This window comes from Rhizobium sp. ERR 1071 (assembly GCF_007828675.1).
In the GTDB taxonomy this organism is placed as follows: Bacteria; Pseudomonadota; Alphaproteobacteria; order Rhizobiales; family Rhizobiaceae; genus Rhizobium; species Rhizobium dioscoreae.
Window position 1 is genome coordinate 122,085 of record NZ_VITM01000012.1, and the last position, 21,106, is coordinate 143,190.

Sequence of the window (21,106 nt, forward strand, 5' to 3'; positions counted from 1 at the left end):
CCGGCGGGGAGAGGGTTGGGGTGAGGGGCCATGCATGAAGGCGCGGCAATGGCGCACTGACCTGACCAGTGTTGCGCAAAGGAAGTATGGATGCTGCTCCCCAACGGAATTCGCCATCTGCCCGGATATCTCGGCCGTCCCGCCCAGGAAGCGCTCGTCGAGACGATTCGCGATATCGTGGCCGAGGCGCCGCTGTACACACCGGTCATGCCGGGTACCGGCAAAGAAATGTCGGTGCGCATGACCAATTGCGGTTCGCTCGGCTGGGTGACGGACAAGCAGCGCGGCTATCGCTATCAGCCGACGCATCCGGTCACCGGTCGCCCCTGGCCGGCCATGCCATCGCAATTGCTGGATTTCTGGCACGATATAGCAGGCTATGAAAAGCCGCCGGAAGCCTGTCTCGTCAATTTCTATGGCGACAATGCCCGCATGGGCCTGCATCAGGATCGTGACGAACAGGATCTCAAGGCGCCCGTACTATCGATCTCGCTCGGGAACACCTGCCTCTTTCGCGTCGGTGGCCTCAACCGCAATGATCGCACGCTATCCTTCAAGCTGGCGAGCGGCGATATCGTCGTTCTCGGCGGCGAGGGAAGATTGTGCTTTCACGGTGTCGACCGCATCTATCCTGCAACCTCGACATTGCTGAAGAATGGTGGGCGGATCAACCTGACTTTAAGGCGTGTTCAGCCCTGAGCCTCAGAGTTTCCTCAACGCCACCTGCTCGATCAGATGATTTTTCCCCTTCTGCAGGATGAGGTCGGCGCGCGGCCGCGTCGGCAGGATGTTCTGGCGCAAATTCTTCAGGTTGATATTCTTCCAAAGCCCCTCGGCAATCGCCAAGGCCTCGTCCTCGCTGATCGAAGCATAGCGATGGAAGAAGGAGTTGGGGTCGCGGAAGGCCGTCTCGCGCAGCCGCATGAAGCGGGCGACGTACCAATTGTGGATGAGCTCCTCGTCGGCATCGATATAGATGGAGAAGTCGAAGAAATCCGAGACCATCGGCACGATCTTGCCGTCAGCAGGCAGATGCCGCGATTGCAGCACGTTGATGCCTTCGAAGATCAGGATATCCGGGCGATCGACCGTCTTGAATTCGTTCGGCAGCACGTCATAGACGAGGTGCGAATAGGAGGGCGCCTGCACATTCGGCTGGCCGGCCTTGATCGCCGAGAGGAAACGCAGCAGTGCCGCCGTATCGTAGCTTTCCGGAAAACCCTTGCGCTGCATCAGGTTGCGGCGCTGCAGCTCGGCGTTCGGATAGAGAAAGCCGTCCGTGGTGACGAGATCGACCTTCGGGCTCGATGGCCAGCGGCCCAGCAGCTCCTTCAGGATACGGGCCGTGGTGGATTTGCCGACAGCGACCGATCCGGCGATGCCGATGACGAAGGGCGTCTTGGCGATATCGGAAAGACTGAGGAAGCGATTGCGCTGCTCGAAAAGGATCTGCGAGGATTCCACATGCGAGGACAAAAGCCGTGACAGCGAAAGATAGATGCGCCGGACTTCGTCGAGATCGATCGGGTCGCCCATGGAGCGCAGCCGCGTCACTTCGTCGGCGGTCAGCGTCAGCGGTGTGTCGGCCCTGAATTTCGCCCATTCTTCCGAGGAGAAGAAATAGTAGGGCGAATAGGCTTTCGCCTGGAAAATATCGAGCGTCTCGTGTGTTGGCTCGGTCTTGGTCGCTATCGTCATCGGTTTTACCGGCTTGCCTTCTCTTGAAGGCCGGATTGACTGGTGCGCCTCTCGAGCTCACCCATGACATTCTCTAACGGAATGCCGGCAATCTTCAATACGACTAAAAGATGATACAGCAGATCGGCCGCCTCATAGGTGAGGTTGTCGCGATCATTGACGACCGCCGCCATCACCGCCTCGATCGCCTCTTCGCCGAGCTTCTTCGCCGCTTTCGGCTGGCCGGCAGCAAAAAGCTTTGCCGTCCAGGATTCGCCCGGCGAGGCCTTGGAGCGTTCCTCGACGATCCGTTCGAGGTCGGAAAGGGTAAATCCGCTCATCGCTCGCTGTCTCCTAATCCAGCCGCATGGGAATGCCGCGCTCGGCCATGTAGCGCTTTGCTTCGCCCACCGAATAGGTGCCGAAGTGGAAGATCGACGCCGCAAGTACGGCCGTCGCATGACCTTCCTTGACGCCTGCGACGAGGTCGTCGAGATCGCCGACGCCGCCGGATGCAATGACGGGCACGCGCACCGCATCGGCGACCGCCCGCGTCAGCTCCAGATCGTAGCCGACTTTGGTGCCGTCCCGATCCATGGAGGTGACGAGCAACTCGCCGGCGCCGCGCTCCACCATCCTGCGGGCAAAATCGACGGCATCGATGCCCGTCGCATTGCGGCCGCCATGGGTATAGATCTCCCAAGCGCTCAGATTGTCGCCTCCGAGCGCCTCGGTGCGTCGCCGCTTGGCATCGATCGAAACGACGATGCACTGGTTGCCGAATTTGTCGGCCGCCTCGGCCACGAAATCGGGATTATTGACTGCCGCCGAATTGATCGAAACCTTGTCGGCGCCGCAAAGCAGCAGCTTGCGGATATCGGCAATAGTGCGCACGCCGCCGCCGACCGTGACCGGCATGAAGCATTGTTCTGCCGTGCGGGCCACCACGTCGAAGATCGTGTCGCGATTGTCGGAAGAAGCAGTGATATCTAGGAAGCAGAGTTCGTCGGCGCCGGCAGCATCATAGGCCTTGGCGGCTTCGACGGGATCGCCGGCATCGACGAGATTGACGAAGTTGACACCCTTGACGACGCGGCCGTCCTTGACGTCGAGGCAGGGGATGACGCGGGCTTTCAGGGTCATTGCGCTGCCTCCTTGGCCTGTTTGATCAGCGCCAGTGCTTCCTTCGGATCGATCCGGCCATCATAAAGCGCGCGGCCGGAAATCGCACCTTCCAGTTTGCGGGCATCCGGCTGAATCATGCGGCGGATATCGTCCAGCGAGGCAAGCCCGCCGGAGGCGATGACGGGGATGGAAACGGCATTGGCCAGTTCGAGCGTCGAGTCCCAGTTGATGCCAGTCAGAATGCCGTCGCGGTCGATATCGGTGTAGATAACGGCGGCAACGCCAACGCCCTCGAATTTCTTGGCGAGTTCGATGACGCCGAGTTCGGAAGCCTCCGCCCAGCCCTCGACTGCCACTTTGCCGCCTTTGGCATCGATGCCGACGGCGATGTGACCCGGATAGCGCCTACAGGCTTCGACGACCAGCGCCGGGTCACGCACGGCAACCGTGCCGAGGATGACGCGGGCAAGCCCGCGCGACAGCCAGTTTTCGATATGATCGAGCGTGCGGATGCCGCCGCCGAGCTGCACCGGATTTTTCGTCGCCTTGAGGATGGCGTCGACCGCAGCGCCGTTCACGGTTTCGCCGGCGAAGGCACCATTGAGATCGACGACATGCAGCCATTCGAAGCCCTGGTCTTCAAAGGCTTTCGCCTGAGCGCCGGGATCGGGATTGTAGACGGTCGCCTGCTCCATGTCTCCGAGCTTGAGGCGCACGCATTGGCCGTCTTTTAGGTCGATAGCGGGAAAAAGAATCATGATGTCTGTCCTTGGAGCGCGAGCCTTATGGCTTCCAGCGCAGGAAATTGGCGATCAGGGCAAGGCCGAGTTTCTGGCTCTTTTCCGGATGGAACTGAGCGCCGGCAATGTTGTCTCGACCGACGAAAGCGGTCATCGGCCCGCCATAATTCGTCGTCGCGATCACGTCGTCGCTGTGGTCGGCGGCCAGATGGTAGGAATGGACGAAATAAGCGTGCAGGCCGTCAGGCCCGGTCTCAATCCCGTCGAAGAGTGCGTGCGGATGGCGAATATCCAGTGTGTTCCAGCCGATCTGCGGGATTTTCAGGTCGGGATCGCTCGGCGTCATTTCCTTGACGTCGCCCTTAATCCAGCCGAAGCCTTGCGTGATCGTCTTTTCCAGCCCGCGCGATGACATCAGCTGCATGCCGACGCAGATGCCAAGGAAGGGGCGGGCCTTGTGTTCCACGACGTCGATGACGGCTTCCGTCATGCCGGGAACGGCATCGAGGCCGCGACGGCAATCGGCATAGGCACCGACGCCGGGAAGCACGATGCGATCCGCGGTGGCGACGCGCTCGGCGTCATCGGTGAGGTCGATCTCGGCGTCGATGCCCGCCTCGCGGGCCGCCCGCTCGAAAGCCTTGGTAGCTGAGCGCAGATTGCCGGAACCATAGTCGATAATCGCGACGCGCATGGTCAGCGTCCTCCATCATAGCCGGGAAGGCCGAAGCTCGGGCCTTGGCGGCTGGTATTCGTGTTGGTGGCCGAGATATCCCAATTTTTCACATGGATATTCGGGTTGGGCGCCTGCGCTAGTTCGGAAAAATGGATTTCCTCTGCTGTCGCCAAATCGTGTGCCGAGACGAGGTTTTCAACCGTCCAGCCGCGGGCGAGGAGATGATTGCTGATCGCGTGCCGGCCCTCAAGAGCCGCAAGGACATGCACGCCAAGCAGAAGTGCTGCCCCTGCGGCGAAAAAGCCCGGCTGCCGCATCAGCTCCAGCGCGATGCCCTGCAGCAGAAAGGCGGCGACCGCATACAGCCACAGCCGATGAAAGAGCATCCAGAGCGTCGGAAATAGAAACGCCGTCCATGAAAAGCCGTCGCGGATGAATCGCGTGTCATCGCGATACCGATCCGATGCTTCGGACCGGTTCGTCGCTCCGGGCGGAGTCAAAATCAGATAGCTTGCCATTTCCTCAATTCCCCAGTTCGGGGCTCAGGCGAGCGTGCCTTTCGTCGAAGGCACGCGGCCTGCCTGCCGCGGATCGATCTCGGTTGCGGTGCGCAATGCGCGCGCAACGGCCTTGAAGCATGTCTCGGCTATATGGTGATTGTTGGCGCCATAATGGTTGAGGATATGCAAGGTGATACCGGCATTCTGCGCTAAGGCCTGGAAGAATTCGCGCACCAGCTCGGTATCGAAGGTGCCGATCTTCGGGGCGCTGAAGGAAACGTTCCAGACGAGAAAGGGCCGGCCCGAGAGATCGACGGCCGCCTTCGTCATCGTCTCGTCCATGGCGAGGTCGATCGAGGCATAGCGGGTGATGCCGCGCCGGTCGCCCAGCGCCTTGGCAATGGCCTGGCCGATCGCGATCCCGGTATCCTCGACGGCATGGTGATCGTCGACATGCAGGTCGCCCTTGGTGTCGATCTCCATATCAATCAGCGAATGTCGCGACAGCTGTTCCAGCATATGGTCGAAGAAGCCGACCCCCGTCGAAATCGTCGATTTACCGCTGCCGTCGATGTTGACGGAAACGGAGACCGAGGTCTCGTTGGTTTTGCGGGAAACGCTTGCCGTGCGGCTCGCTGCGGTCTCTGCCATGGGCTGCTCCATCGGAATACGGCCGTTCCTTATCAGGCGTATCGGGAAATATCCAGAAGTTACGCGCGGGGCTTATGCGTTTAGCCGGCTTGACGGCATCATTCGGGCGCGGTTGCCATTTGCAATCGCAAAAACCCCTCTTACATAGGTGCTGACGGGGCCGATACGCGGCCCGGCAGAAAGCCCGCCGAAACGGGGGCAAACAGGTGTTAAATGACGACAATCGTGACTATTCGCAAGGGTGGCAAGGTGGTGATGGCTGGTGATGGCCAGGTGAGCCTTGGCCAGACCGTGATGAAGGGCAATGCGCGCAAGGTTCGCCGCATCGGCAAGGGCGATGTCATCGCCGGTTTCGCCGGCGCGACCGCCGATGCCTTCACTCTCCTCGAACGCCTCGAAAAGAAGCTCGAACAATATCCCGGCCAGCTGATGCGTGCCGCCGTCGAGCTTGCCAAGGACTGGCGCACCGACAAATATCTGCGCAACCTCGAAGCCATGATGCTGGTTGCCGACAAACAAGTGACGCTCGCCATCACCGGAAACGGCGATGTGCTTGAGCCCGAACATGGCGCCATGGCGATCGGTTCCGGCGGCAATTATGCGCTCGCCGCCGCACGCGCGCTAATGGATAGCGACAAGTCAGCTGAAGACGTCGCCCGCCGCGCTCTCGATATTGCTGCCGACATCTGCGTCTACACCAACCACAATGTGGTCGTCGAAACGCTCGATGCCGAAGCCTAAGACGTTCCTCTCTTGATAGTTTCCAGCCCTGATAGGGAACATACGAAATGACCACTTTTTCCCCCCGCGAGATCGTTTCCGAGCTCGATCGCTATATTGTCGGCCAGCACGAGGCCAAGCGCGCCGTGGCGATTGCCTTGCGCAACCGCTGGCGTCGCCAGCAGCTCGAGCCTGAACTGCGCGACGAAGTCATGCCCAAGAACATCCTGATGATCGGCCCGACCGGTGTCGGTAAGACGGAAATCTCCCGCCGCCTTGCCAAGCTCGCCGGCGCCCCCTTCATCAAGGTCGAGGCCACGAAGTTCACCGAGGTCGGCTATGTTGGCCGCGATGTCGAGCAGATCATCCGCGATCTCGTCGAAGTCGGCATCGGCCTGGTGCGGGAAAAGAAGCGCGCCGAGGTGCAGGCCAAGGCACATATGAGTGCCGAAGAGCGCGTGCTCGATGCGCTGGTTGGTGCCACCGCCTCGCCGGCAACGCGCGACAGCTTCCGCAAGAAGCTGCGTGATGGCCAGCTCGACGACAAGGAAATCGAGATCGAAGTGGCCGATACCGGCTCCGGCATGCCCGGCGGCTTTGAGATTCCCGGTATGCCCGGCGCCAATATCGGCGTGCTCAACCTCTCCGAAATGTTCGGCAAGGCGATGGGCGGCCGCACGAAGAAGGTGCGCACGACCGTCAAGGATTCCTACAAGGAACTGATCCGCGACGAGTCGGACAAGCTGATCGACAATGAGGCGATCCAGCGCGAAGCCGTGCAATCGGCCGAGAATGACGGCATCGTCTTCCTCGACGAGATCGACAAGATCGCCGCCCGCGATGGTGGCATGGGTGCCGGCGTCTCCCGTGAAGGCGTACAGCGCGACCTGCTGCCGCTTGTGGAAGGTACGACCGTTTCGACGAAGTATGGTCCGGTCAAGACCGACCATATCCTCTTCATCGCATCGGGCGCGTTCCATGTCTCGAAGCCTTCGGACCTTCTGCCGGAACTGCAGGGCCGCCTGCCGATCCGCGTCGAGCTCCGTCCGCTGACCAAGGAAGACTTCCGCCGCATCCTCACCGAGCCGCAGGCGAGCCTCATCCGCCAGTACAAGGCACTGATGGAAACCGAAGACCTGAAGCTCGACTTCACCGATGATGCCATCGACGCGCTCGCCGATGTCGCGGTGCATCTGAATTCGACCGTCGAGAATATCGGCGCCCGTCGCCTGCAGACGGTCATGGAGCGGGTGCTCGACGAGATCTCCTACAATGCCTCGGACCGCGCCGGCGTATCGGTGACCATCGATGCCGCTTATGTCCGCGAACATGTCGGCGACCTCGCCAGTAACACCGACCTGTCCCGCTTCATTCTGTAAGCGGGCCGGCAAAGGCGATCTAAACAGTAGACACTCGACAACGGGCCGTTAACTTTTTAGTTAGGGGCCCGTTTCCTTATGTCGGATGGCTTTATTCGGCCAAGATTATCCGCCAGTCCGTCGCACGGAAACATCGGTTGAAACTTCGACGGGGCAGCCATCGTGCGACGCATACTGATCACTCTCCTTCTGGCGGTCGCCAGCTTCTCCTGGATACCAGCCCATGCGGATGCGGCGACCACGGTGCCTCCGGGCAACCGCAATGCCGAGCAGCCGCCGGTTCCCGGCGCCTCCGTCCGGCGCACGCGCGGCACGAATTCGACCTTCGAACGCAAGTACCAAAAGGTCCGCGAACTGCTGGCGACCGATACGAAGCTGATGTCGAAGATCAAGTCGACGGCGCGGGCCTACGGCATCGATCCGATCCACATCATCGGCGCGCTCGTCGGCGAGCATACCTATAACGTCGATGCCTATGACGGCCTGCAGTCCTATTATGTCAAGGCTGCCTCCTATGCCGGCCAGAGCTTCCGCTTCGCTTACAACGGCGAAAACGTCGATGATTTCGTTGCCCGGCCGCAATTCGATGCCTGCAAGGGCAAGGGTGATTCCTACAGCCTCTGGACCTGCCGCGAGGATGTCTGGGAAGATGATTTCCGCGGCAAGACAGTTGGTGGCAAATCCTATCCCGACAATCGCTTCAGCGCCGTCTTCTTCCAGCCCTTCTATGCCGGCCAGACCTTCGGCCTCGGTCAGGTCAATCCGCTGACGGCGCTTGAACTCTCCGATCTCGTCAGCCGCACCTCAGGGATTCCGAAGCTGGATGAAAAGGATGCCGGCGGCGTTTACAAGGCGATCATGGATCCGGATCTGTCGCTCGCCTTTGTCGCCGCCTCGATCCGCAAGTCGATCGACGACTATCGCTCGATCGCCGGCATGGATATTTCGGGCAATCCGGGCATCACCGCGACGCTCTACAATCTCGGCAATTCCCGCAAGCGCGCTGCCGCCCTTGCCGCCAAGAACCGTGGTTCCTCGCAGCCGGTCTGGCCGGAGGAAAATTACTATGGGTGGCTCATCAATGATAAGCTCAGCGACCTAAAATCGCTTTTATAAGCGCGCAGCGCGACGTTTTATCGTCTGGATTTTGCCGGCGGCGTTCCCCATATCGGATGGGCACGCCGTTCCAGCGGCTTAGATTAAGCAACGGCTGCTTTTCGAGGAGAATTGATCTGATGGACATGATTCCGGAAGCCTTCTCCCCGCCGGCACCGATTCCGCGCACCGTGCCGCCCTCTCGTTTAACGATCATCCGCACGATCCTGCGCAATCCGCTCGAACTCTGGGGCGAGCCCTCCTACACGCTGCCCTGGATCAAGACCAAATTCTTCAACGAGCGGACGCTGATCGTCAATGATCCCGGCCTGATCAAGCATGTTCTGGTCGACAATGCCGCCAACTACCGCATGGCCGATATCCGCCAGCTCGTGCTCCGGCCGATCCTGCGCGACGGTCTGCTGACGGCGGAAGGATCGGTTTGGAAGCGCTCGCGCAAGGCGGTGGCGCCGGTGTTCACGCCGCGTCATGCCCAGGGTTTCGCCGGCCAGATGCTGAGCCAGAGTCTAGACTATGTGAAGAAATACGAGGATGTCAGCAAGGAAGGCGCGGTGTTCGATATCGCTGCCGACATGACGGAGCTGACCTTCGCCATTCTGGCGGAAACCTTGTTTTCCGGCGAGATCGTCACTGAAGGCGAGCATTTCGCCGATGAGGTCAATGAGCTCCTGCATCGCATGGGCAGAGTCGATCCCATGGATCTTTTGCGTGCCCCCGCCTGGGTGCCGCGCATCACCCGCATCGGCGGCCAGCGCGTGCTCGACAAGTTCCGCGGCATCGTCCGCACCACCATGGACCAGCGGCTGGAAAAAATGCGGAGGGACAGAGCCAGCGCACCCGATGATTTCCTGACGCTGCTTCTCGAAAAGGCCGGTCCGGATGGACTGACCATGGAAGAGATCGAGGACAATATCCTCACCTTCATCGGCGCCGGTCATGAGACAACGGCTCGTGCATTGGCCTGGACGCTCTATTGCGTCGCCAACAGCCCGCACATTCGCGAGGCCATGGAAGAGGAAATCGACCGGGTACTCGCAACCGATGCGGAGCCAGTCGCCTGGCTCGATCTCATGCCGCATGTCCGCGCCGCTTTTGAGGAGGCGATGCGCCTCTATCCGCCGGCACCCTCGATCAACCGCGCCGCGATCGCCGATGACGAATGGACAAGCGCCAAGGGCGAGCGCGTGACGATAGAGAAAGGCATTACCGTCCTGATCATGCCCTGGACGCTGCATCGCCATGAGCTTTATTGGGAAAAGCCGCGCGCCTTTATGCCGGAGCGCTTTCTTCCGGAGAATCGAACAAAGATCAATCGCTTCCAGTACCTGCCTTTTGGCGCAGGTCCCCGCGTCTGCATCGGCGCCACATTCGCGCTTCAGGAAGCGGTCATCGCCCTCGCCGTGATGATGCGCCGCTTCCGCTTCGATCTGACCGAAGAAACCAATCCCTGGCCTGTGCAGAAGCTGACCACGCAGCCGCGCGGCGGTTTGCCGATGCGGGTTACGAGACGATAGAACTGTTTTTGCCGCCTGCCAGCTAGCGGCTCGGCCCGGAAGGGTGCAATAACGGCATCGCATTGCATTCAAGAGCTGGATATTGCCGTGACATCTCATTTCCTGCTCGGCATCGATACGGGTGGAACCTACACCGATGCCGTTCTCTTCCATGAAACCGATGGCGTAATCGCCAAGGCGAAATCGCTGACCACGCGGCATGATCTGGCTGTCGGCATTGCCGGCGCCGTAGATGCCGTCATCGCCAAGGCCGGCATTCCCGTTTCGGCCATCGGCCTCGTATCGCTGTCGACGACGCTTGCCACTAATGCGCTTGTCGAAGGGCAGGGCGGTCGCGCCGGGCTGGTCATGATCGGTTTTGGCCCCGAGGATCTCAAACGTGATGGCCTTGCGGAAGCGCTGGGCTCCGATCCCGTGCTCTTCCTCCCCGGCGGTCACAATGTTCATGGCAATGAAAATCCGCTCGATTTGACGGCTCTGCGCGACGCGTTGCCGGAACTGGCGAAATCGGTCTCCTCCTTCGCTGTTGCCGGCTATTTCGCGGTCAGGAATCCGGCTCATGAAATCAAGGTGCGCGACTGCATCCGCGAGCTCTCGCATCTGCCCGTCACCTGCAGCCATGAGCTTTCTTCAAAGCTTGGCGGCCCGCGCCGCGCCCTGACGACGCTGTTGAATGCCCGCCTCGTGTCGATGATCGACCGTCTTGTCGGTGCCTGCGAAGGATTTCTGACGACGCGCGGCATCTCTGCGCCGATGATGGTGGTGCGCGGCGATGGCGCCCTCATTTCCGCCGATGAAGCCAAGCTGCGGCCGATCGAGACCATTCTGTCTGGTCCCGCCGCAAGTCTTGTCGGAGCTCGCTATCTTACCAGCCTCGACAATGCCGTCGTTTCCGACATCGGCGGTACCACCACCGATGTCGCCGTCATGGAAGATGGCCGGCCGCGGCTCGATGCCGATGGTGCTGTGGTCGGAGGCTACCGCACCATGGTTGAGGCAGTCGCCATGCGCACCTACGGCCTTGGTGGCGATTCCGAAGTCAAGATCAACGATCGCGGCCTTATCGCTGCTTTCGAACTCGGCCCGCGCCGCCTGCTGCCGCTGAGCCTTGCCGCTCATACGCATGGTGCCGTCGTGCTTGAGGTCTTGGAGCAGCAGCTGCGGGCGACGCATCTCGCCCGTAACGCCGGCCGTTTCGCGCTCCGCACCGGCGTACCCGATCATCTTGCAAGCGGCCTCACCGGGCCAGAGCAGACGCTGTTCGATCGCATCGGCAGCGTGCCTGTAGCACTCGATAAGCTTCTGGCGATGACGTCGCAGAAGGCGACGCTGGATCGGCTTGTCGCGCGCGGTCTTGTGCATTTGAGCGGCCTGACGCCTTCCGACGCCATGCATGTGCTTGGGAGGCAGGGGCAATGGAACGCTGAAGCGGCCCGCCTCGGGCTGGCCTTGGCGATGCGGCTGAAGGATGGCTCTGGCCGTCCGATCGCCGAATCCGTCGAGGAGCTGGCGAAGAAGATCGTCGATCGCCTCACTCGCCAGTCGGCCGACGTCATTCTTGCCGCCTGCTTGGCCGAAGATGGCGTAGCCGATCTCGATCCCGCAAAATCCATCTCCATCGATCGCGCGCTTCGCCGCGCGCCGGGGATCGCCCGCTTCGCCATTTCGCTCGATCGGCCGCTGGTCGGCCTCGGTGCTTCCGCTCCGGTCTATTACCCCGCCATTGCCGAGATGCTGGCGACCGAGAGTGCCATTCCCGGCGATTCGGATGTGGCGAATGCCGTCGGTGCTGTCGTCGGCCAGGTCCGCACCAGCGTCACCGTCTTCGTCACCATGCCGGAGGATGGCATTTATGTGCTGAATGGTGCCGGTGAGAGCCTGCGCTTTACCGACGAGAGCCACAGTTTCTCCGATGCCCGCGCGCGGGCGATGGAAGCTGCAACGGCGCAGGCAAGGCTGAATGGCGCGGTCGACCTCGTCGTGACAGTGGATGAGCAGGTGGATGCACCCGAGGTGGAAGGCAGTCGCAAGCTGATCGAGGCCCGGTTCGTGGCAACCGCCACGGGCCGTCCCCGAATCGCCATGGATTGATTATTTCCATAAAGGCATAAATCTTTCGAACTATTGCCAAATTGACAGAAGTGAAACCGTGAGCAAAGTGGCAACATGTTAAAATTGAGCCGTAGCACGGCCTTGAGGAGTATATGGCATGAGCCGCATTGAAAAACACGGGCTTCAGATCGAACAGGTCCTCTACGATTTCCTCGTTAAGGAGGCGCTTCCAGGTTCGGGCGTGGATGCCGACGCCTTCTTTGCCGGTTTTTCCAAGATCGTCCATGATCTCGCGCCAAGGAACCGTGAGCTTCTCGCCAAGCGGGACCGCATGCAGGTAGCGCTTGACGATTGGTACCGCAAGAATGGCGCGCCCGTCGATCTCGCCGCCTACGAAGCCTTCCTGCGCGAGATCGGCTATATCGTGCCCGAAGGTCCGGCCTTCACGATCTCGACCGCCAATGTCGATCCGGAAATTTCAGAGATTGCCGGCCCGCAGCTCGTCGTTCCCGTCATGAATGCCCGCTATGCCCTGAACGCGGCCAATGCCCGCTGGGGATCGCTCTATGACGCTCTCTACGGCACCGATGCCATTCCGGAGACCGCTGGCGCCGAAAAGGGCAGGGGCTATAATCCCAAGCGCGGCGAGAAGGTCATCGCCTGGGTTCGGGATTTTCTTGATTCCACCGTTCCGCTTGATGGCGCAAGCTGGAAGGATGTCACAGGCTTCGCTGTGAAGGATGGCGCCTTGGCGGTTACGACCGAGGGCGGCGCCGTAAAGCTCGCCGATGGCAGCCATTTCGCCGGCTATCTCGGTGATGCCGCTACCCCCACCCATATCCTGCTGAAGCAGAACGGCATCCATATCGAAATCGTCATCGACACGAGCACCGCCATCGGCAAGTCCGACCCGGCCGGCATTTCCGATGTCCGCCTGGAATCGGCGATCACGACGATCATGGATTGCGAGGATTCGATCGCAGCCGTCGATGCCGAGGACAAGGCGGAGGTTTACCGCAACTGGCTCGGCCTGATGAAAGGCGATCTGACCGAGGAAGTCGCCAAGGGCGGCAAGACCTTTACCCGCCGGCTCAACCCCGATGTCACCTATACGGCGCCGAATGGCGGCACGTTCGATCTGCATTGCCGCTCGCTTATGCTGGTGCGCAATGTCGGCCACCTGATGACCAATCCGGCCATTCTCGACCGTGATGGCAATGAGGTGCCGGAGGGTATCATGGATGCCGCCATCACCGGCCTGATCGCGCTCTATGACATCGGCCCCAGTGGCCGCCGCAAGAATTCCCGCACCGGCTCCATGTATGTCGTCAAGCCAAAGATGCACGGGCCAGAAGAAGTCGCCTTCGCGGTGGACATCTTCTCGCGCGTCGAGGATCTGCTTGGGATGCCGCGCAATACCATCAAGATGGGCATCATGGACGAGGAGCGCCGCACGACGGTCAACCTCAAGGAAGCGATCCGCGCCGCCCGCGAGCGCGTCGTCTTCATCAATACCGGCTTCCTCGATCGCACCGGTGATGAAATCCATACTTCGATGGAAGCAGGCCCAATGATCCGCAAGGGCGATATGAAGCAGGCGGCCTGGATCGGCGCCTATGAGAACTGGAACGTCGATATCGGCCTGGAATGTGGCCTTTCCGGTCATGCCCAGATCGGCAAGGGCATGTGGGCCATGCCGGATCTGATGGCGGCCATGCTCGAGCAGAAGATTGCGCATCCCAAGGCGGGTGCCAACACCGCCTGGGTGCCATCCCCGACGGCCGCGACGCTGCATGCTACCCATTATCATCGCGTCAATGTTGCTGATGTGCAGAAGAGCCTGAAGAGCCGCGCCCGCGCCAAGCTCTCCGACATCCTCTCCGTGCCGGTCGCCTCGCGGCCGAACTGGACGCTGGAGGAAATCCAGCGGGAAATCGACAATAACAGCCAGGGCATCCTCGGCTATGTTGTGCGCTGGGTTGATCAGGGCGTCGGCTGCTCCAAGGTTCCAGACATTAACAATGTCGGCCTCATGGAAGACCGCGCCACGCTGCGCATCTCGGCGCAGCACATGGCCAACTGGCTGCATCACAAGGTCATCACGGAAGCGCAGATTCTGGAAACGATGAAGCGCATGGCGGCTGTGGTTGACCAGCAGAATGCCGGCGATCCTAACTACGTTCCCATGTCAGGCAATTTCGACGGCTCCGTCGCCTTCCAGGCCGCTCTCGATCTCGTCCTCAAGGGGCGCGAGCAGCCGAATGGCTATACCGAACCGGTCCTGCATCGCCGCCGCATCGAGCTGAAGGCAAAGCAGGCGGGGTAACTTCATCCCGTCGGAGGTCACCTCGATCGTTCGAGGCCTTGTCCTCTGCGCTGACGCTTTGACTGCAAGGCAACTCGCGATGAGGTGGAGGGGCTCTTGCGGCCAGCGGAAAAAGTGAGCCCTCATTCCGAGGCGCGCAGCCAAGGGCGGAGCCTTGAAGGATGAAGGCGAGTCCTGACGATTGGGATCGATCCAAATCCCTCAAGCAAAAAAGCCGCCGGATCAGTATCCGGCGGCTTTTTCAATTCGAATGTCCAGTGATTACTGGATAACGATAACCTTGGTGCTGCGGCCGGGAAGAACGCGGCTGTAGAGATCGATCACGTCCTGATTGATCAGGCGGATGCAGCCCGAGGAGGCAGCGGTGCCGATCGAAGCCCATTCCGGCGTACCGTGCAGGCGGAACAGCGTGTCCTGGCCCTTTTCGTTGTAGAGATACATGGCGCGTGCACCGAGTGGGTTGGAAAGGCCCGGGTTCATGCCGCCATCGACATACTTGGCGATTTCTGGACGGCGGACAGCCATTTCCTTCGGCGGATGCCAATTCGGCCATTCCTGCTTCCAGGCGACGTATGCGGTGCCGGACCAGGAGAAGCCCTGCTTACCGACGCCGATGCCGTAACGCATCGCTTCGCCATTGCCGAGGATATAATAGAGGTGACGCTCGCGTGTATTGACGATGATCGTGCCTTCCGCTTCATCCGTCTTGTATTCGACGATCTGACGGCGGAACTGCGGCTTCACCTTCTGGATCGGGATCGCCGGCAGCTGAAAGCCATTGTCGGTCGTCACGCCGTAGTCGCCATCGAACGTCTTGATGGTTTCGGTGGCCGAATTTGCGGTGGCGGCCGGCGCTGCTGCGGCGGTGGTGGCATAGCCAGCCGATGCGAGCATTGCGACAAGGCCGAGTGCGGTCATAGCATTACGGATGCGCATGGAAGTCTCTTGAATTTTCGTGGCGGGAAATGGATGGCTGTAAACCATCTTTGTCTAAAGTTTATTTTCCATTAAACTTGGCTTTGCAAGCTGCTCTGGCCCTACAAAAATAGGGCCGGCGCGCAAATTAGAAGGACATGGTTTTTTTGCAACAACGCCAAGCCTGTCCCCGAGACAATTCATGACGATTTTGAACGTTTACAATAACAATCCGTTAATAGATGGCCGGCAGTCGGAACGGGCCATGCTTGTACGCAAAGGCGTGCAACTATTACTGCACGAAATGCGTCACGCCGTGCTACCGGAGCTGCCGCTCGCCAGCGGTCGCCGCGCCGATCTCGTCAGCCTTTCGGAGAAGGGCGAGATCTGGATCATCGAGATCAAGACCTCGATCGAGGATTTCCGCGTCGACCGCAAATGGCCCGAATACCGGCAGCATTGCGACCGGATGTTCTTCGCGACGCACAAGGATGTGCCGCTGGATATCTTCCCGGAGGATTGTGGGCTGTTTCTGTCGGACGGCTACGGCGCCCATATGCTACGCGAGGCGCCGGAGCATCGCCTGCCGCCGGCGACGCGCAAATCGGTAACGCTCAATTTCTCTCGCGCCGCCGCCCAGCGCTTAATGCTGGCAGAATGGGCGACGGGTAAAGATTTTGCCTTCTCCCCTCGGGGAGAAAGCGCCCGAAGGGCGGATGAGGGGGGTGAGACGCCTTAGCTTCGAGCGCCTTTGAAGCTTGCACTTACAGCGTCCTCTCCCGATACAATAGTATGCTCTATTTCGGCGCCCGCTTGGCAAGGATGCGCTGTAAGGTGCGGCGATGCATGTTGAGGCGCCGGGCCGTCTCGGAAACATTGCGCTCGCACATTTCATAGACACGCTGGATATGTTCCCAGCGCACGCGGTCAGCAGACATCGGATTTTCTGGCACTTCGGCCTTCTCGCCGGGGCGCTGCGTCAGCGCGGCATAGACGTCGTCGGCATCGGCAGGTTTGGCGAGATAGTCGAGCGCGCCAAGCTTGACGGCGGTGACCGCAGTCGCGATGTTGCCATAGCCCGTCAGCACCACGATATGCGTGTCGTCCCGCCGCTGACGGATGGCTTCGATCACATCGAGCCCGTTGCCGTCGCCGAGGCGAAGGTCGACCACGGCATATTTCGGCGGGGTCGCCTTGGATTTGGCAACGCCTTCCGCCACCGATTCCGCCGTCTCGACCACAAAGCCGCGTGCCTCCATTGCCCTCGCCAGCCGGCGTAGAAAGGGACCATCGTCATCGACGATCAGCAATGTAGCATCCGGGCCGATATGGGCCTCGGCATCCTTGGCCCCGACCGGCGGAGCAGCACTTTCCTTATCCGTCATGTTATCTTCTATCCCGGCGACCATCCGCCTGCGTATTCAACCGATTTTGACGATGGCAGTTTTAAGCCGCGAAAATCATTTTGTCGAATTACTGTCGATTAATACGCGCGGCCATTCGACGCGGACGCGCGCTCCCGGCGTTTCCGGATCGCGATTGCCGAAGGAAAGTGTGGCGCCCGAGCGCTCGAGCAACGTCTTGGCGATGAAGAGCCCAAGCCCAAGGCCGCCTGCCGTGTCATCCCGCTGGCGTGAGGTGACATAGGGTTCGCCGATCCGTGCCAGTATTTCAGGCGAGTAACCGCCGCCATCGTCCTCGATGATAATAGTCAGAGTTTCGGCGGTGTATTCCACCGTCACCGTCACAGTCTTGCGGGCATAATCGACCGCATTTTCGATGAGGTTGCCGAGGCCATACATCATGCCGGCATTGCGTGACAGAACAGGTTCGCCCGCCCGCGGGCTCTTCTCGATGAATTCCAGGTTGATCCCGAACTCGCGGTGCGGCGCGATCACTTCTTCCATCATCGACGACAGCGTCAGCCGCCTCATATGCGCTTCGTCCTCGGAGGAGAGCGTCGTCAGCCGCCTGAGAATATCGCGGCAGCGCTCGCTCTGGCTGCGCAGCAGCGCCACATCCTCCCGGAAACGGTCGTCCTCGCGCAGTTCCCGCTCCATCTCCTTGGCGACGACGCTGATCGTCGCAAGCGGCGTGCCGAGCTCGTGTGCCGCCGCCGCCGCCAGCCCGTCGAGCTGCGACAGGTGCTTTTCCCGCTGCAGCACCAGCTCCGTCGCCGAAAGAGCATCCGCAAGCTGGGAGGCTTCCATGGAGACGCGATAGGCATAAAAGGCGGCAAAGGCCATGGTGGAGGCGATAGAGCACCACACGCCCAGCTGCATGACGCTATGCACGCTGACCGAAACGCCCTCATACCAGGGCAGGGGGAAGGGAGAGAATGCCAGACCGGTAATGCAGATCATTGCAAGTACGATGAGCGGCATACTGTAGCGGATCGGCTGCGATGCGAAGGAGATGATGACAGGCACGCAGACGAGCGCCGAGAAGGGATTGGCAAGCCCGCCGGTGATCAGCAGCAGTCCGCAGAGCTGCAGGAGATCGAGGCTGAGCAGCGCAAAGGCTGCCGGCGGCTCCAGTCGGTGCGTGGGCGGATAGCGCAGCGTCAGGAAGAAGTTGATCCAGGCAAGGCAGGCGATCAGTACGCAGCAGGGCAGCAGCGGCATGGGAAATTTCAGCCAGAAGGCGACGATCATCACGGTTACCGTCTGACCGCCGACCGCAAGCCAGCGCAGGCGCACCAGCGTCTGCAGTCTCAGCCGCCGGCTGGTATGATGGCCCTCCTGCGCCTTCATTTCGGCTTCGGAGAGCTTTTCCAGTCCCCGGAAGAAGCGTGCCATCGTCATGTCCCCCTTGGCTTGGCGCGTGTCGTCGGCAAGGCCTCGGCCGGATCTTCCGGCCAGGGGTGCCTGGGGTAGCGGCCGCGCATATCGGCGCGCACATCCTTCCAGGATCCGGCCCAGAAGCCCGGCAGGTCGCGTGTCGTCTGGATCGGGCGATGTGCCGGCGATGTCAATTCCAGCACCAGCGGCAATCTGCCGCCGCCGATGGCCGGATGCTGCTTTAGCCCGAACAGCTCCTGCACCCGAATGGTCAACAGTGGTTCCTCGCCATCATATTGAATGGGATGGCGGTGGCCGGTCGGCGCCTCGAAATGCGTCGGTGCCATTCGAGCGAGGTCGCGCTGCAGCTCGTGCGGCACGAGAGACATCAACCCGTTGGAAAGGCTGCCCGCGGAGATATCGGAGAGGCCGCGCGCGTCGGGCTGAAACGGCATGAACCATTCCTCAAGCCGAGCAAGCAGCGCCTCGTCGCTCATATCGGGCCACGGATCGCCGATCGTCCGATGCAGGAAGCCGATCCTGTCCCGCAGCTGCGTGGCTTCCTTGGAAAACGGCAGGACACCGATCCCGAGTTCCCGTATGCCGTCGGCCAGCGCCTTGGCCGCCGGCTCGCCGGTGGGCCGCGGCAGAGGCGTCTCTTCGAAGATGATGGCACCGAGCCTTGTCACCCGCCGCGCCCGCACCTGCCGGCTCGCTCTGTCGAAAAAGCTCTGGTCTTCGGTGCGAATTTCGCCCGGCAAATGCTCTTCGACATCGGCGCGGGAAATCTCCGCCGCAGCAAGAACGCGCGCGTGCGCCGCACGTCCCGTCAGGTCCGCGACGACAAGCATCTGGGAGCCGGCAAGCCGCTCGGTCTCCGGCAACTCTGCGCCGCGCCCATTGGCCATGACGAAACGTCCCCGCCCGCCACGCTGCAGCGCGATGCGGTCGGGAAAGGCATGCAGCAGCAGCGCGCCGACAAGCGGAGGAATAGAGGAAGGGGTGCCGCCGTTGCCACCGGCCGCTTGAGCGAGACGCCCGGCAAGACGACGCGCGGCCTCGGCCCGTTCACCCTTCTCGGTCTTGAAGCGCCGCAGCCGGTCTTCCACGTCGATGCTCTGCCCACCAAGCCCCTGTTCCGTCAGCAGTACCGCAAGCAGCGCCGCTTCGCGCGCCTGGCCGAATTCGCCAGCCGAAATCACCATCGCCGCCAGTCGTGGCGGCAGGGCGAGCTCGCGCATCAGCCGTCCGCGCGCCGTCAGCCCGTTTTCCGCGTCGAGCGCACCCAGCTGTCGCAGCAGGGCTCGTGCTTCGGCAAGCGTGGTCGCAGGCGGTTGATCGACGAAGGCAAGCGTCGCAGGATCTTGCACGCCCCAATGGGCCAAATCGAGTGCCAGGCCGGAAAGATCGCTCGAAAGGATCTGCGGCGGCGTGAACGCCGGAAGCGCCGCGGTCTGCCCCGGATGCCAGAGCCGGATGGCGATGCCCGGTTCGGTTCGTCCGGCGCGGCCGGCGCGCTGATCGGCCGAGGCGCGCGACACGCGCACCGTCTCGAGCCGCGTGATACCAGTGGAAGCCTCGAAAACGGGCAGGCGCTGCAATCCGCTGTCGATAATGATTCGCACGCCATCGATGGTGATGGAAGTTTCGGCGATCGAGGTCGCCAGCACGATCTTGCGCGTGCCCTGCGGCGCTGGCCGAATTGCCGCATCCTGTTCCTTCTGGCTGAGATTGCCGTAGAGCGGCGCAATCATCGTCTCCGGCCGGAAGCGGCCCTCCAGCCGCTCCACCGTGCGGGTGATTTCCGCCTGCCCGGGCAGGAAGGCGAGGATGGAGCCCTGTTCGCGCGCGTGCGCATCAAGTATTGCCCGCGTCACCGTATCCTCGATCCGCTCTCCCGCTGGCCGATCCTGATGACGGATATCGATCGGGAAGCTGCGACCCATGCTTTCGATCACGGGCGGGTGGTCGAGGAGTGCAGCGACACGCTCCACATCGAGCGTTGCCGACATGACGAGAATGCGCAGATCCTCTCGCAGCGCCGCTTGCACATCGAGCGCCAGCGCCAGGCCGAAATCCGCATCCAGCGAGCGCTCGTGGAATTCGTCGAAGATGACGGTGGAGATGCCTGAGAGTTCGGGGTCGTCGAGGATCATCCGCGCGAACACACCTTCCGTCACCACCTCAATGCGCGTCTTAGGAGAAATGCGGTTGTCGAGCCGCATGCGGTAGCCGACTGTATCGCCCACCTGTTCGCCGAGCAGTGAGGCCATGCGGGCAGCAGCGGCTCTTGCGGCCAGCCGCCGCGGCTCCAGAAGAATGATCCTGTCATCGCCGCGCCAGGCTTCGTCCAAGAGATAAAGCGGTACCAGCGTCGTCTTGCCGGCGCCGGGCGGCGCGGAGAGCACGGCACGCCGCTCTTCAGCGAGTGCCGCACCGATATCGGCGAGCACATGCGAGACAGGCAGCCCCGGCAATGAAGGTACTCTATATGTCACGCCTGCCCGCTCCGCATATGTTTATGGGCGAAAGCTGGCGTTTGCCGGTTCGACCCCGCCTGTGCCCGCCTTTTATCGAGAAGCACCATATCTGCTCCCTTCAATCTCTCGATGTCTATTAGGTCCTGGGTGTCCGGCTGGCAATGCGAGCCGGATCCAATGCTTGCAATAGGCGCAAGTGGCCCTTTAGGAGCGCTTATCTGGATGATTCCGGCAGATGGCGTAAAATGAATCCTGAAATCGTGACCAATCGCGAAAAAATCTCCAAGATTTTGATCGCGTTCACAAATCCCCTTTTTAATTCAATCACTTACAAAAATGTCAGAATTTTTACAGTTGGAGTGTTGACTATATCGGGTTGGGGGGTCTATAAGCCCGATCACTGACGAGGGCGGCGGCGCTGCTGGCGACGAAGTCTCTCGCTCTGGTGTTTCCTG

Annotated in this window: 19 protein-coding genes; 8 read left to right on the forward strand and 11 right to left on the reverse strand. The window is 61.2% G+C overall.

Annotation, left to right across the window (positions count from 1 at the left end; genetic code table 11):
* Positions 1 to 90 precede the first annotated feature (90 nt).
* The gene (locus FBZ99_RS28400) at positions 91 to 699 is read left to right on the forward strand and encodes an alpha-ketoglutarate-dependent dioxygenase AlkB family protein (RefSeq protein ID WP_113395809.1); all 609 of its coding nucleotides are present in this window, start codon (positions 91 to 93) and stop codon (positions 697 to 699) included.
* A gap of 3 nt (positions 700 to 702) precedes the next feature.
* On the opposite strand, the gene coaA is transcribed toward FBZ99_RS28400, so the two are convergent.
* The 7 genes from coaA to hisB are packed head-to-tail and all read right to left on the reverse strand — an operon-like array spanning position 703 to position 5,369.
* Entirely contained in the window at positions 703 to 1,698 is a 996-nt protein-coding gene (gene coaA, locus FBZ99_RS28405; RefSeq protein ID WP_069613947.1) for a type I pantothenate kinase, read from the reverse strand.
* Between the two features lie 5 nt (positions 1,699 to 1,703).
* Positions 1,704 to 2,018, reverse strand: coding sequence for a phosphoribosyl-ATP diphosphatase (locus FBZ99_RS28410; protein ID WP_113352884.1), 315 nt, complete (start codon positions 2,016 to 2,018; stop codon positions 1,704 to 1,706).
* Between the two features lie 13 nt (positions 2,019 to 2,031).
* Complete coding sequence (gene hisF / locus FBZ99_RS28415) at positions 2,032 to 2,820, reverse strand: imidazole glycerol phosphate synthase subunit HisF (RefSeq protein WP_145636219.1); 789 nt, start codon at positions 2,818 to 2,820, stop codon at positions 2,032 to 2,034.
* Positions 2,817 to 3,560, reverse strand: coding sequence for a 1-(5-phosphoribosyl)-5-[(5-phosphoribosylamino)methylideneamino]imidazole-4-carboxamide isomerase (gene hisA, locus FBZ99_RS28420; protein ID WP_145636222.1), 744 nt, complete (start codon positions 3,558 to 3,560; stop codon positions 2,817 to 2,819). The genes hisF and hisA overlap by 4 nt, the downstream gene beginning before the upstream one ends.
* A 25-nt stretch (positions 3,561 to 3,585) precedes the next feature.
* Positions 3,586 to 4,236, reverse strand: coding sequence for an imidazole glycerol phosphate synthase subunit HisH (gene hisH, locus FBZ99_RS28425; RefSeq protein WP_113397783.1), 651 nt, complete (start codon positions 4,234 to 4,236; stop codon positions 3,586 to 3,588).
* A gap of 2 nt (positions 4,237 to 4,238) precedes the next feature.
* Positions 4,239 to 4,736: a DUF2628 domain-containing protein gene (locus FBZ99_RS28430; RefSeq protein ID WP_113389641.1), complete on the reverse strand. Its 498-nt coding sequence runs from the start codon at positions 4,734 to 4,736 to the stop codon at positions 4,239 to 4,241.
* Positions 4,737 to 4,760: 24 nt separating this feature from the next.
* Positions 4,761 to 5,369, reverse strand: coding sequence for an imidazoleglycerol-phosphate dehydratase HisB (hisB, locus tag FBZ99_RS28435; protein ID WP_015338215.1), 609 nt, complete (start codon positions 5,367 to 5,369; stop codon positions 4,761 to 4,763).
* A 213-nt stretch (positions 5,370 to 5,582) separates the two neighbouring features.
* Between hisB and hslV the strand changes: the two genes are divergently transcribed.
* The 6 genes from hslV to FBZ99_RS28465 all read left to right on the forward strand — a co-directional run bounded on the left by hslV (position 5,583) and on the right by FBZ99_RS28465 (position 14,476).
* A complete protein-coding gene (gene hslV, locus FBZ99_RS28440; RefSeq protein WP_113333876.1) occupies positions 5,583 to 6,110 on the forward strand; it encodes an ATP-dependent protease subunit HslV in 528 nt (175 codons plus the stop codon).
* Between the two features lie 47 nt (positions 6,111 to 6,157).
* Positions 6,158 to 7,468 (forward strand): ATP-dependent protease ATPase subunit HslU, encoded by a 1,311-nt coding sequence (gene hslU / locus FBZ99_RS28445; protein WP_069613954.1) that lies wholly within the window; start codon positions 6,158 to 6,160, stop codon positions 7,466 to 7,468.
* Positions 7,469 to 7,630: 162 nt separating this feature from the next.
* Positions 7,631 to 8,584, forward strand: a complete 954-nt coding sequence (locus tag FBZ99_RS28450; RefSeq protein WP_113389640.1) for a DUF1402 family protein — start codon at positions 7,631 to 7,633, stop codon at positions 8,582 to 8,584.
* A 119-nt stretch (positions 8,585 to 8,703) separates the two neighbouring features.
* A complete protein-coding gene (locus tag FBZ99_RS28455; RefSeq protein ID WP_113389639.1) occupies positions 8,704 to 10,098 on the forward strand; it encodes a cytochrome P450 in 1,395 nt (464 codons plus the stop codon).
* 87 nt (positions 10,099 to 10,185) lie between these two features.
* Complete coding sequence (locus FBZ99_RS28460; protein ID WP_113389638.1) at positions 10,186 to 12,189, forward strand: hydantoinase/oxoprolinase N-terminal domain-containing protein; 2,004 nt, start codon at positions 10,186 to 10,188, stop codon at positions 12,187 to 12,189.
* Between the two features lie 118 nt (positions 12,190 to 12,307).
* Complete coding sequence (locus FBZ99_RS28465) at positions 12,308 to 14,476, forward strand: malate synthase G (RefSeq protein WP_113389637.1); 2,169 nt, start codon at positions 12,308 to 12,310, stop codon at positions 14,474 to 14,476.
* A 261-nt stretch (positions 14,477 to 14,737) separates the two neighbouring features.
* On the opposite strand, the gene FBZ99_RS28470 is transcribed toward FBZ99_RS28465, so the two are convergent.
* Complete coding sequence (locus tag FBZ99_RS28470) at positions 14,738 to 15,412, reverse strand: L,D-transpeptidase (RefSeq protein WP_095436107.1); 675 nt, start codon at positions 15,410 to 15,412, stop codon at positions 14,738 to 14,740.
* A 181-nt stretch (positions 15,413 to 15,593) separates the two neighbouring features.
* Here FBZ99_RS28470 and FBZ99_RS28475 point away from each other — a divergent pair, with 181 nt between their 5' ends.
* Positions 15,594 to 16,130: an MmcB family DNA repair protein gene (locus FBZ99_RS28475; protein WP_113352892.1), complete on the forward strand. Its 537-nt coding sequence runs from the start codon at positions 15,594 to 15,596 to the stop codon at positions 16,128 to 16,130.
* 58 nt (positions 16,131 to 16,188) lie between these two features.
* On the opposite strand, the gene FBZ99_RS28480 is transcribed toward FBZ99_RS28475, so the two are convergent.
* The 3 genes from FBZ99_RS28480 to hrpB form a co-directional block, all read right to left on the reverse strand.
* A complete protein-coding gene (locus tag FBZ99_RS28480) occupies positions 16,189 to 16,776 on the reverse strand; it encodes an ActR/PrrA/RegA family redox response regulator transcription factor (protein ID WP_113333884.1) in 588 nt (195 codons plus the stop codon).
* Positions 16,777 to 16,851: 75 nt separating this feature from the next.
* Positions 16,852 to 18,144 carry an ActS/PrrB/RegB family redox-sensitive histidine kinase gene (locus FBZ99_RS28485; protein ID WP_173002575.1) on the reverse strand — a complete coding sequence of 431 codons (1,293 nt, stop codon included), beginning with the start codon at positions 18,142 to 18,144 and terminating at the stop codon, positions 16,852 to 16,854.
* A gap of 47 nt (positions 18,145 to 18,191) precedes the next feature.
* Positions 18,192 to 20,669, reverse strand: coding sequence for an ATP-dependent helicase HrpB (hrpB, locus tag FBZ99_RS28490; protein WP_113389635.1), 2,478 nt, complete (start codon positions 20,667 to 20,669; stop codon positions 18,192 to 18,194).
* Positions 20,670 to 21,106 lie beyond the last annotated feature (437 nt).

Excerpts from the sequence above, each read along its gene's own strand:
- FBZ99_RS28400 (WP_113395809.1), top strand. The coding sequence starts at position 91 with ATGCTGCTCCCCAACGGAATTCGCCATCTGCCCGGATATCTCGGCCGT.
- coaA (WP_069613947.1), bottom strand. The coding sequence starts at position 1,698 with ATGACGATAGCGACCAAGACCGAGCCAACACACGAGACGCTCGATATT.
- FBZ99_RS28410 (WP_113352884.1), bottom strand. The coding sequence starts at position 2,018 with ATGAGCGGATTTACCCTTTCCGACCTCGAACGGATCGTCGAGGAACGC.
- hisF (WP_145636219.1), bottom strand. The coding sequence starts at position 2,820 with ATGACCCTGAAAGCCCGCGTCATCCCCTGCCTCGACGTCAAGGACGGC.
- hisA (WP_145636222.1), bottom strand. The coding sequence starts at position 3,560 with ATGATTCTTTTTCCCGCTATCGACCTAAAAGACGGCCAATGCGTGCGC.
- hisH (WP_113397783.1), bottom strand. The coding sequence starts at position 4,236 with ATGCGCGTCGCGATTATCGACTATGGTTCCGGCAATCTGCGCTCAGCT.
- FBZ99_RS28430 (WP_113389641.1), bottom strand. The coding sequence starts at position 4,736 with ATGGCAAGCTATCTGATTTTGACTCCGCCCGGAGCGACGAACCGGTCC.
- hisB (WP_015338215.1), bottom strand. The coding sequence starts at position 5,369 with ATGGCAGAGACCGCAGCGAGCCGCACGGCAAGCGTTTCCCGCAAAACC.
- hslV (WP_113333876.1), top strand. The coding sequence starts at position 5,583 with ATGACGACAATCGTGACTATTCGCAAGGGTGGCAAGGTGGTGATGGCT.
- hslU (WP_069613954.1), top strand. The coding sequence starts at position 6,158 with ATGACCACTTTTTCCCCCCGCGAGATCGTTTCCGAGCTCGATCGCTAT.
- FBZ99_RS28455 (WP_113389639.1), top strand. The coding sequence starts at position 8,704 with ATGGACATGATTCCGGAAGCCTTCTCCCCGCCGGCACCGATTCCGCGC.
- FBZ99_RS28465 (WP_113389637.1), top strand. The coding sequence starts at position 12,308 with ATGAGCCGCATTGAAAAACACGGGCTTCAGATCGAACAGGTCCTCTAC.
- FBZ99_RS28470 (WP_095436107.1), bottom strand. The coding sequence starts at position 15,412 with ATGCGCATCCGTAATGCTATGACCGCACTCGGCCTTGTCGCAATGCTC.
- FBZ99_RS28475 (WP_113352892.1), top strand. The coding sequence starts at position 15,594 with ATGACGATTTTGAACGTTTACAATAACAATCCGTTAATAGATGGCCGG.
- FBZ99_RS28480 (WP_113333884.1), bottom strand. The coding sequence starts at position 16,776 with ATGACGGATAAGGAAAGTGCTGCTCCGCCGGTCGGGGCCAAGGATGCC.
- FBZ99_RS28485 (WP_173002575.1), bottom strand. The coding sequence starts at position 18,144 with ATGAAGGCGCAGGAGGGCCATCATACCAGCCGGCGGCTGAGACTGCAG.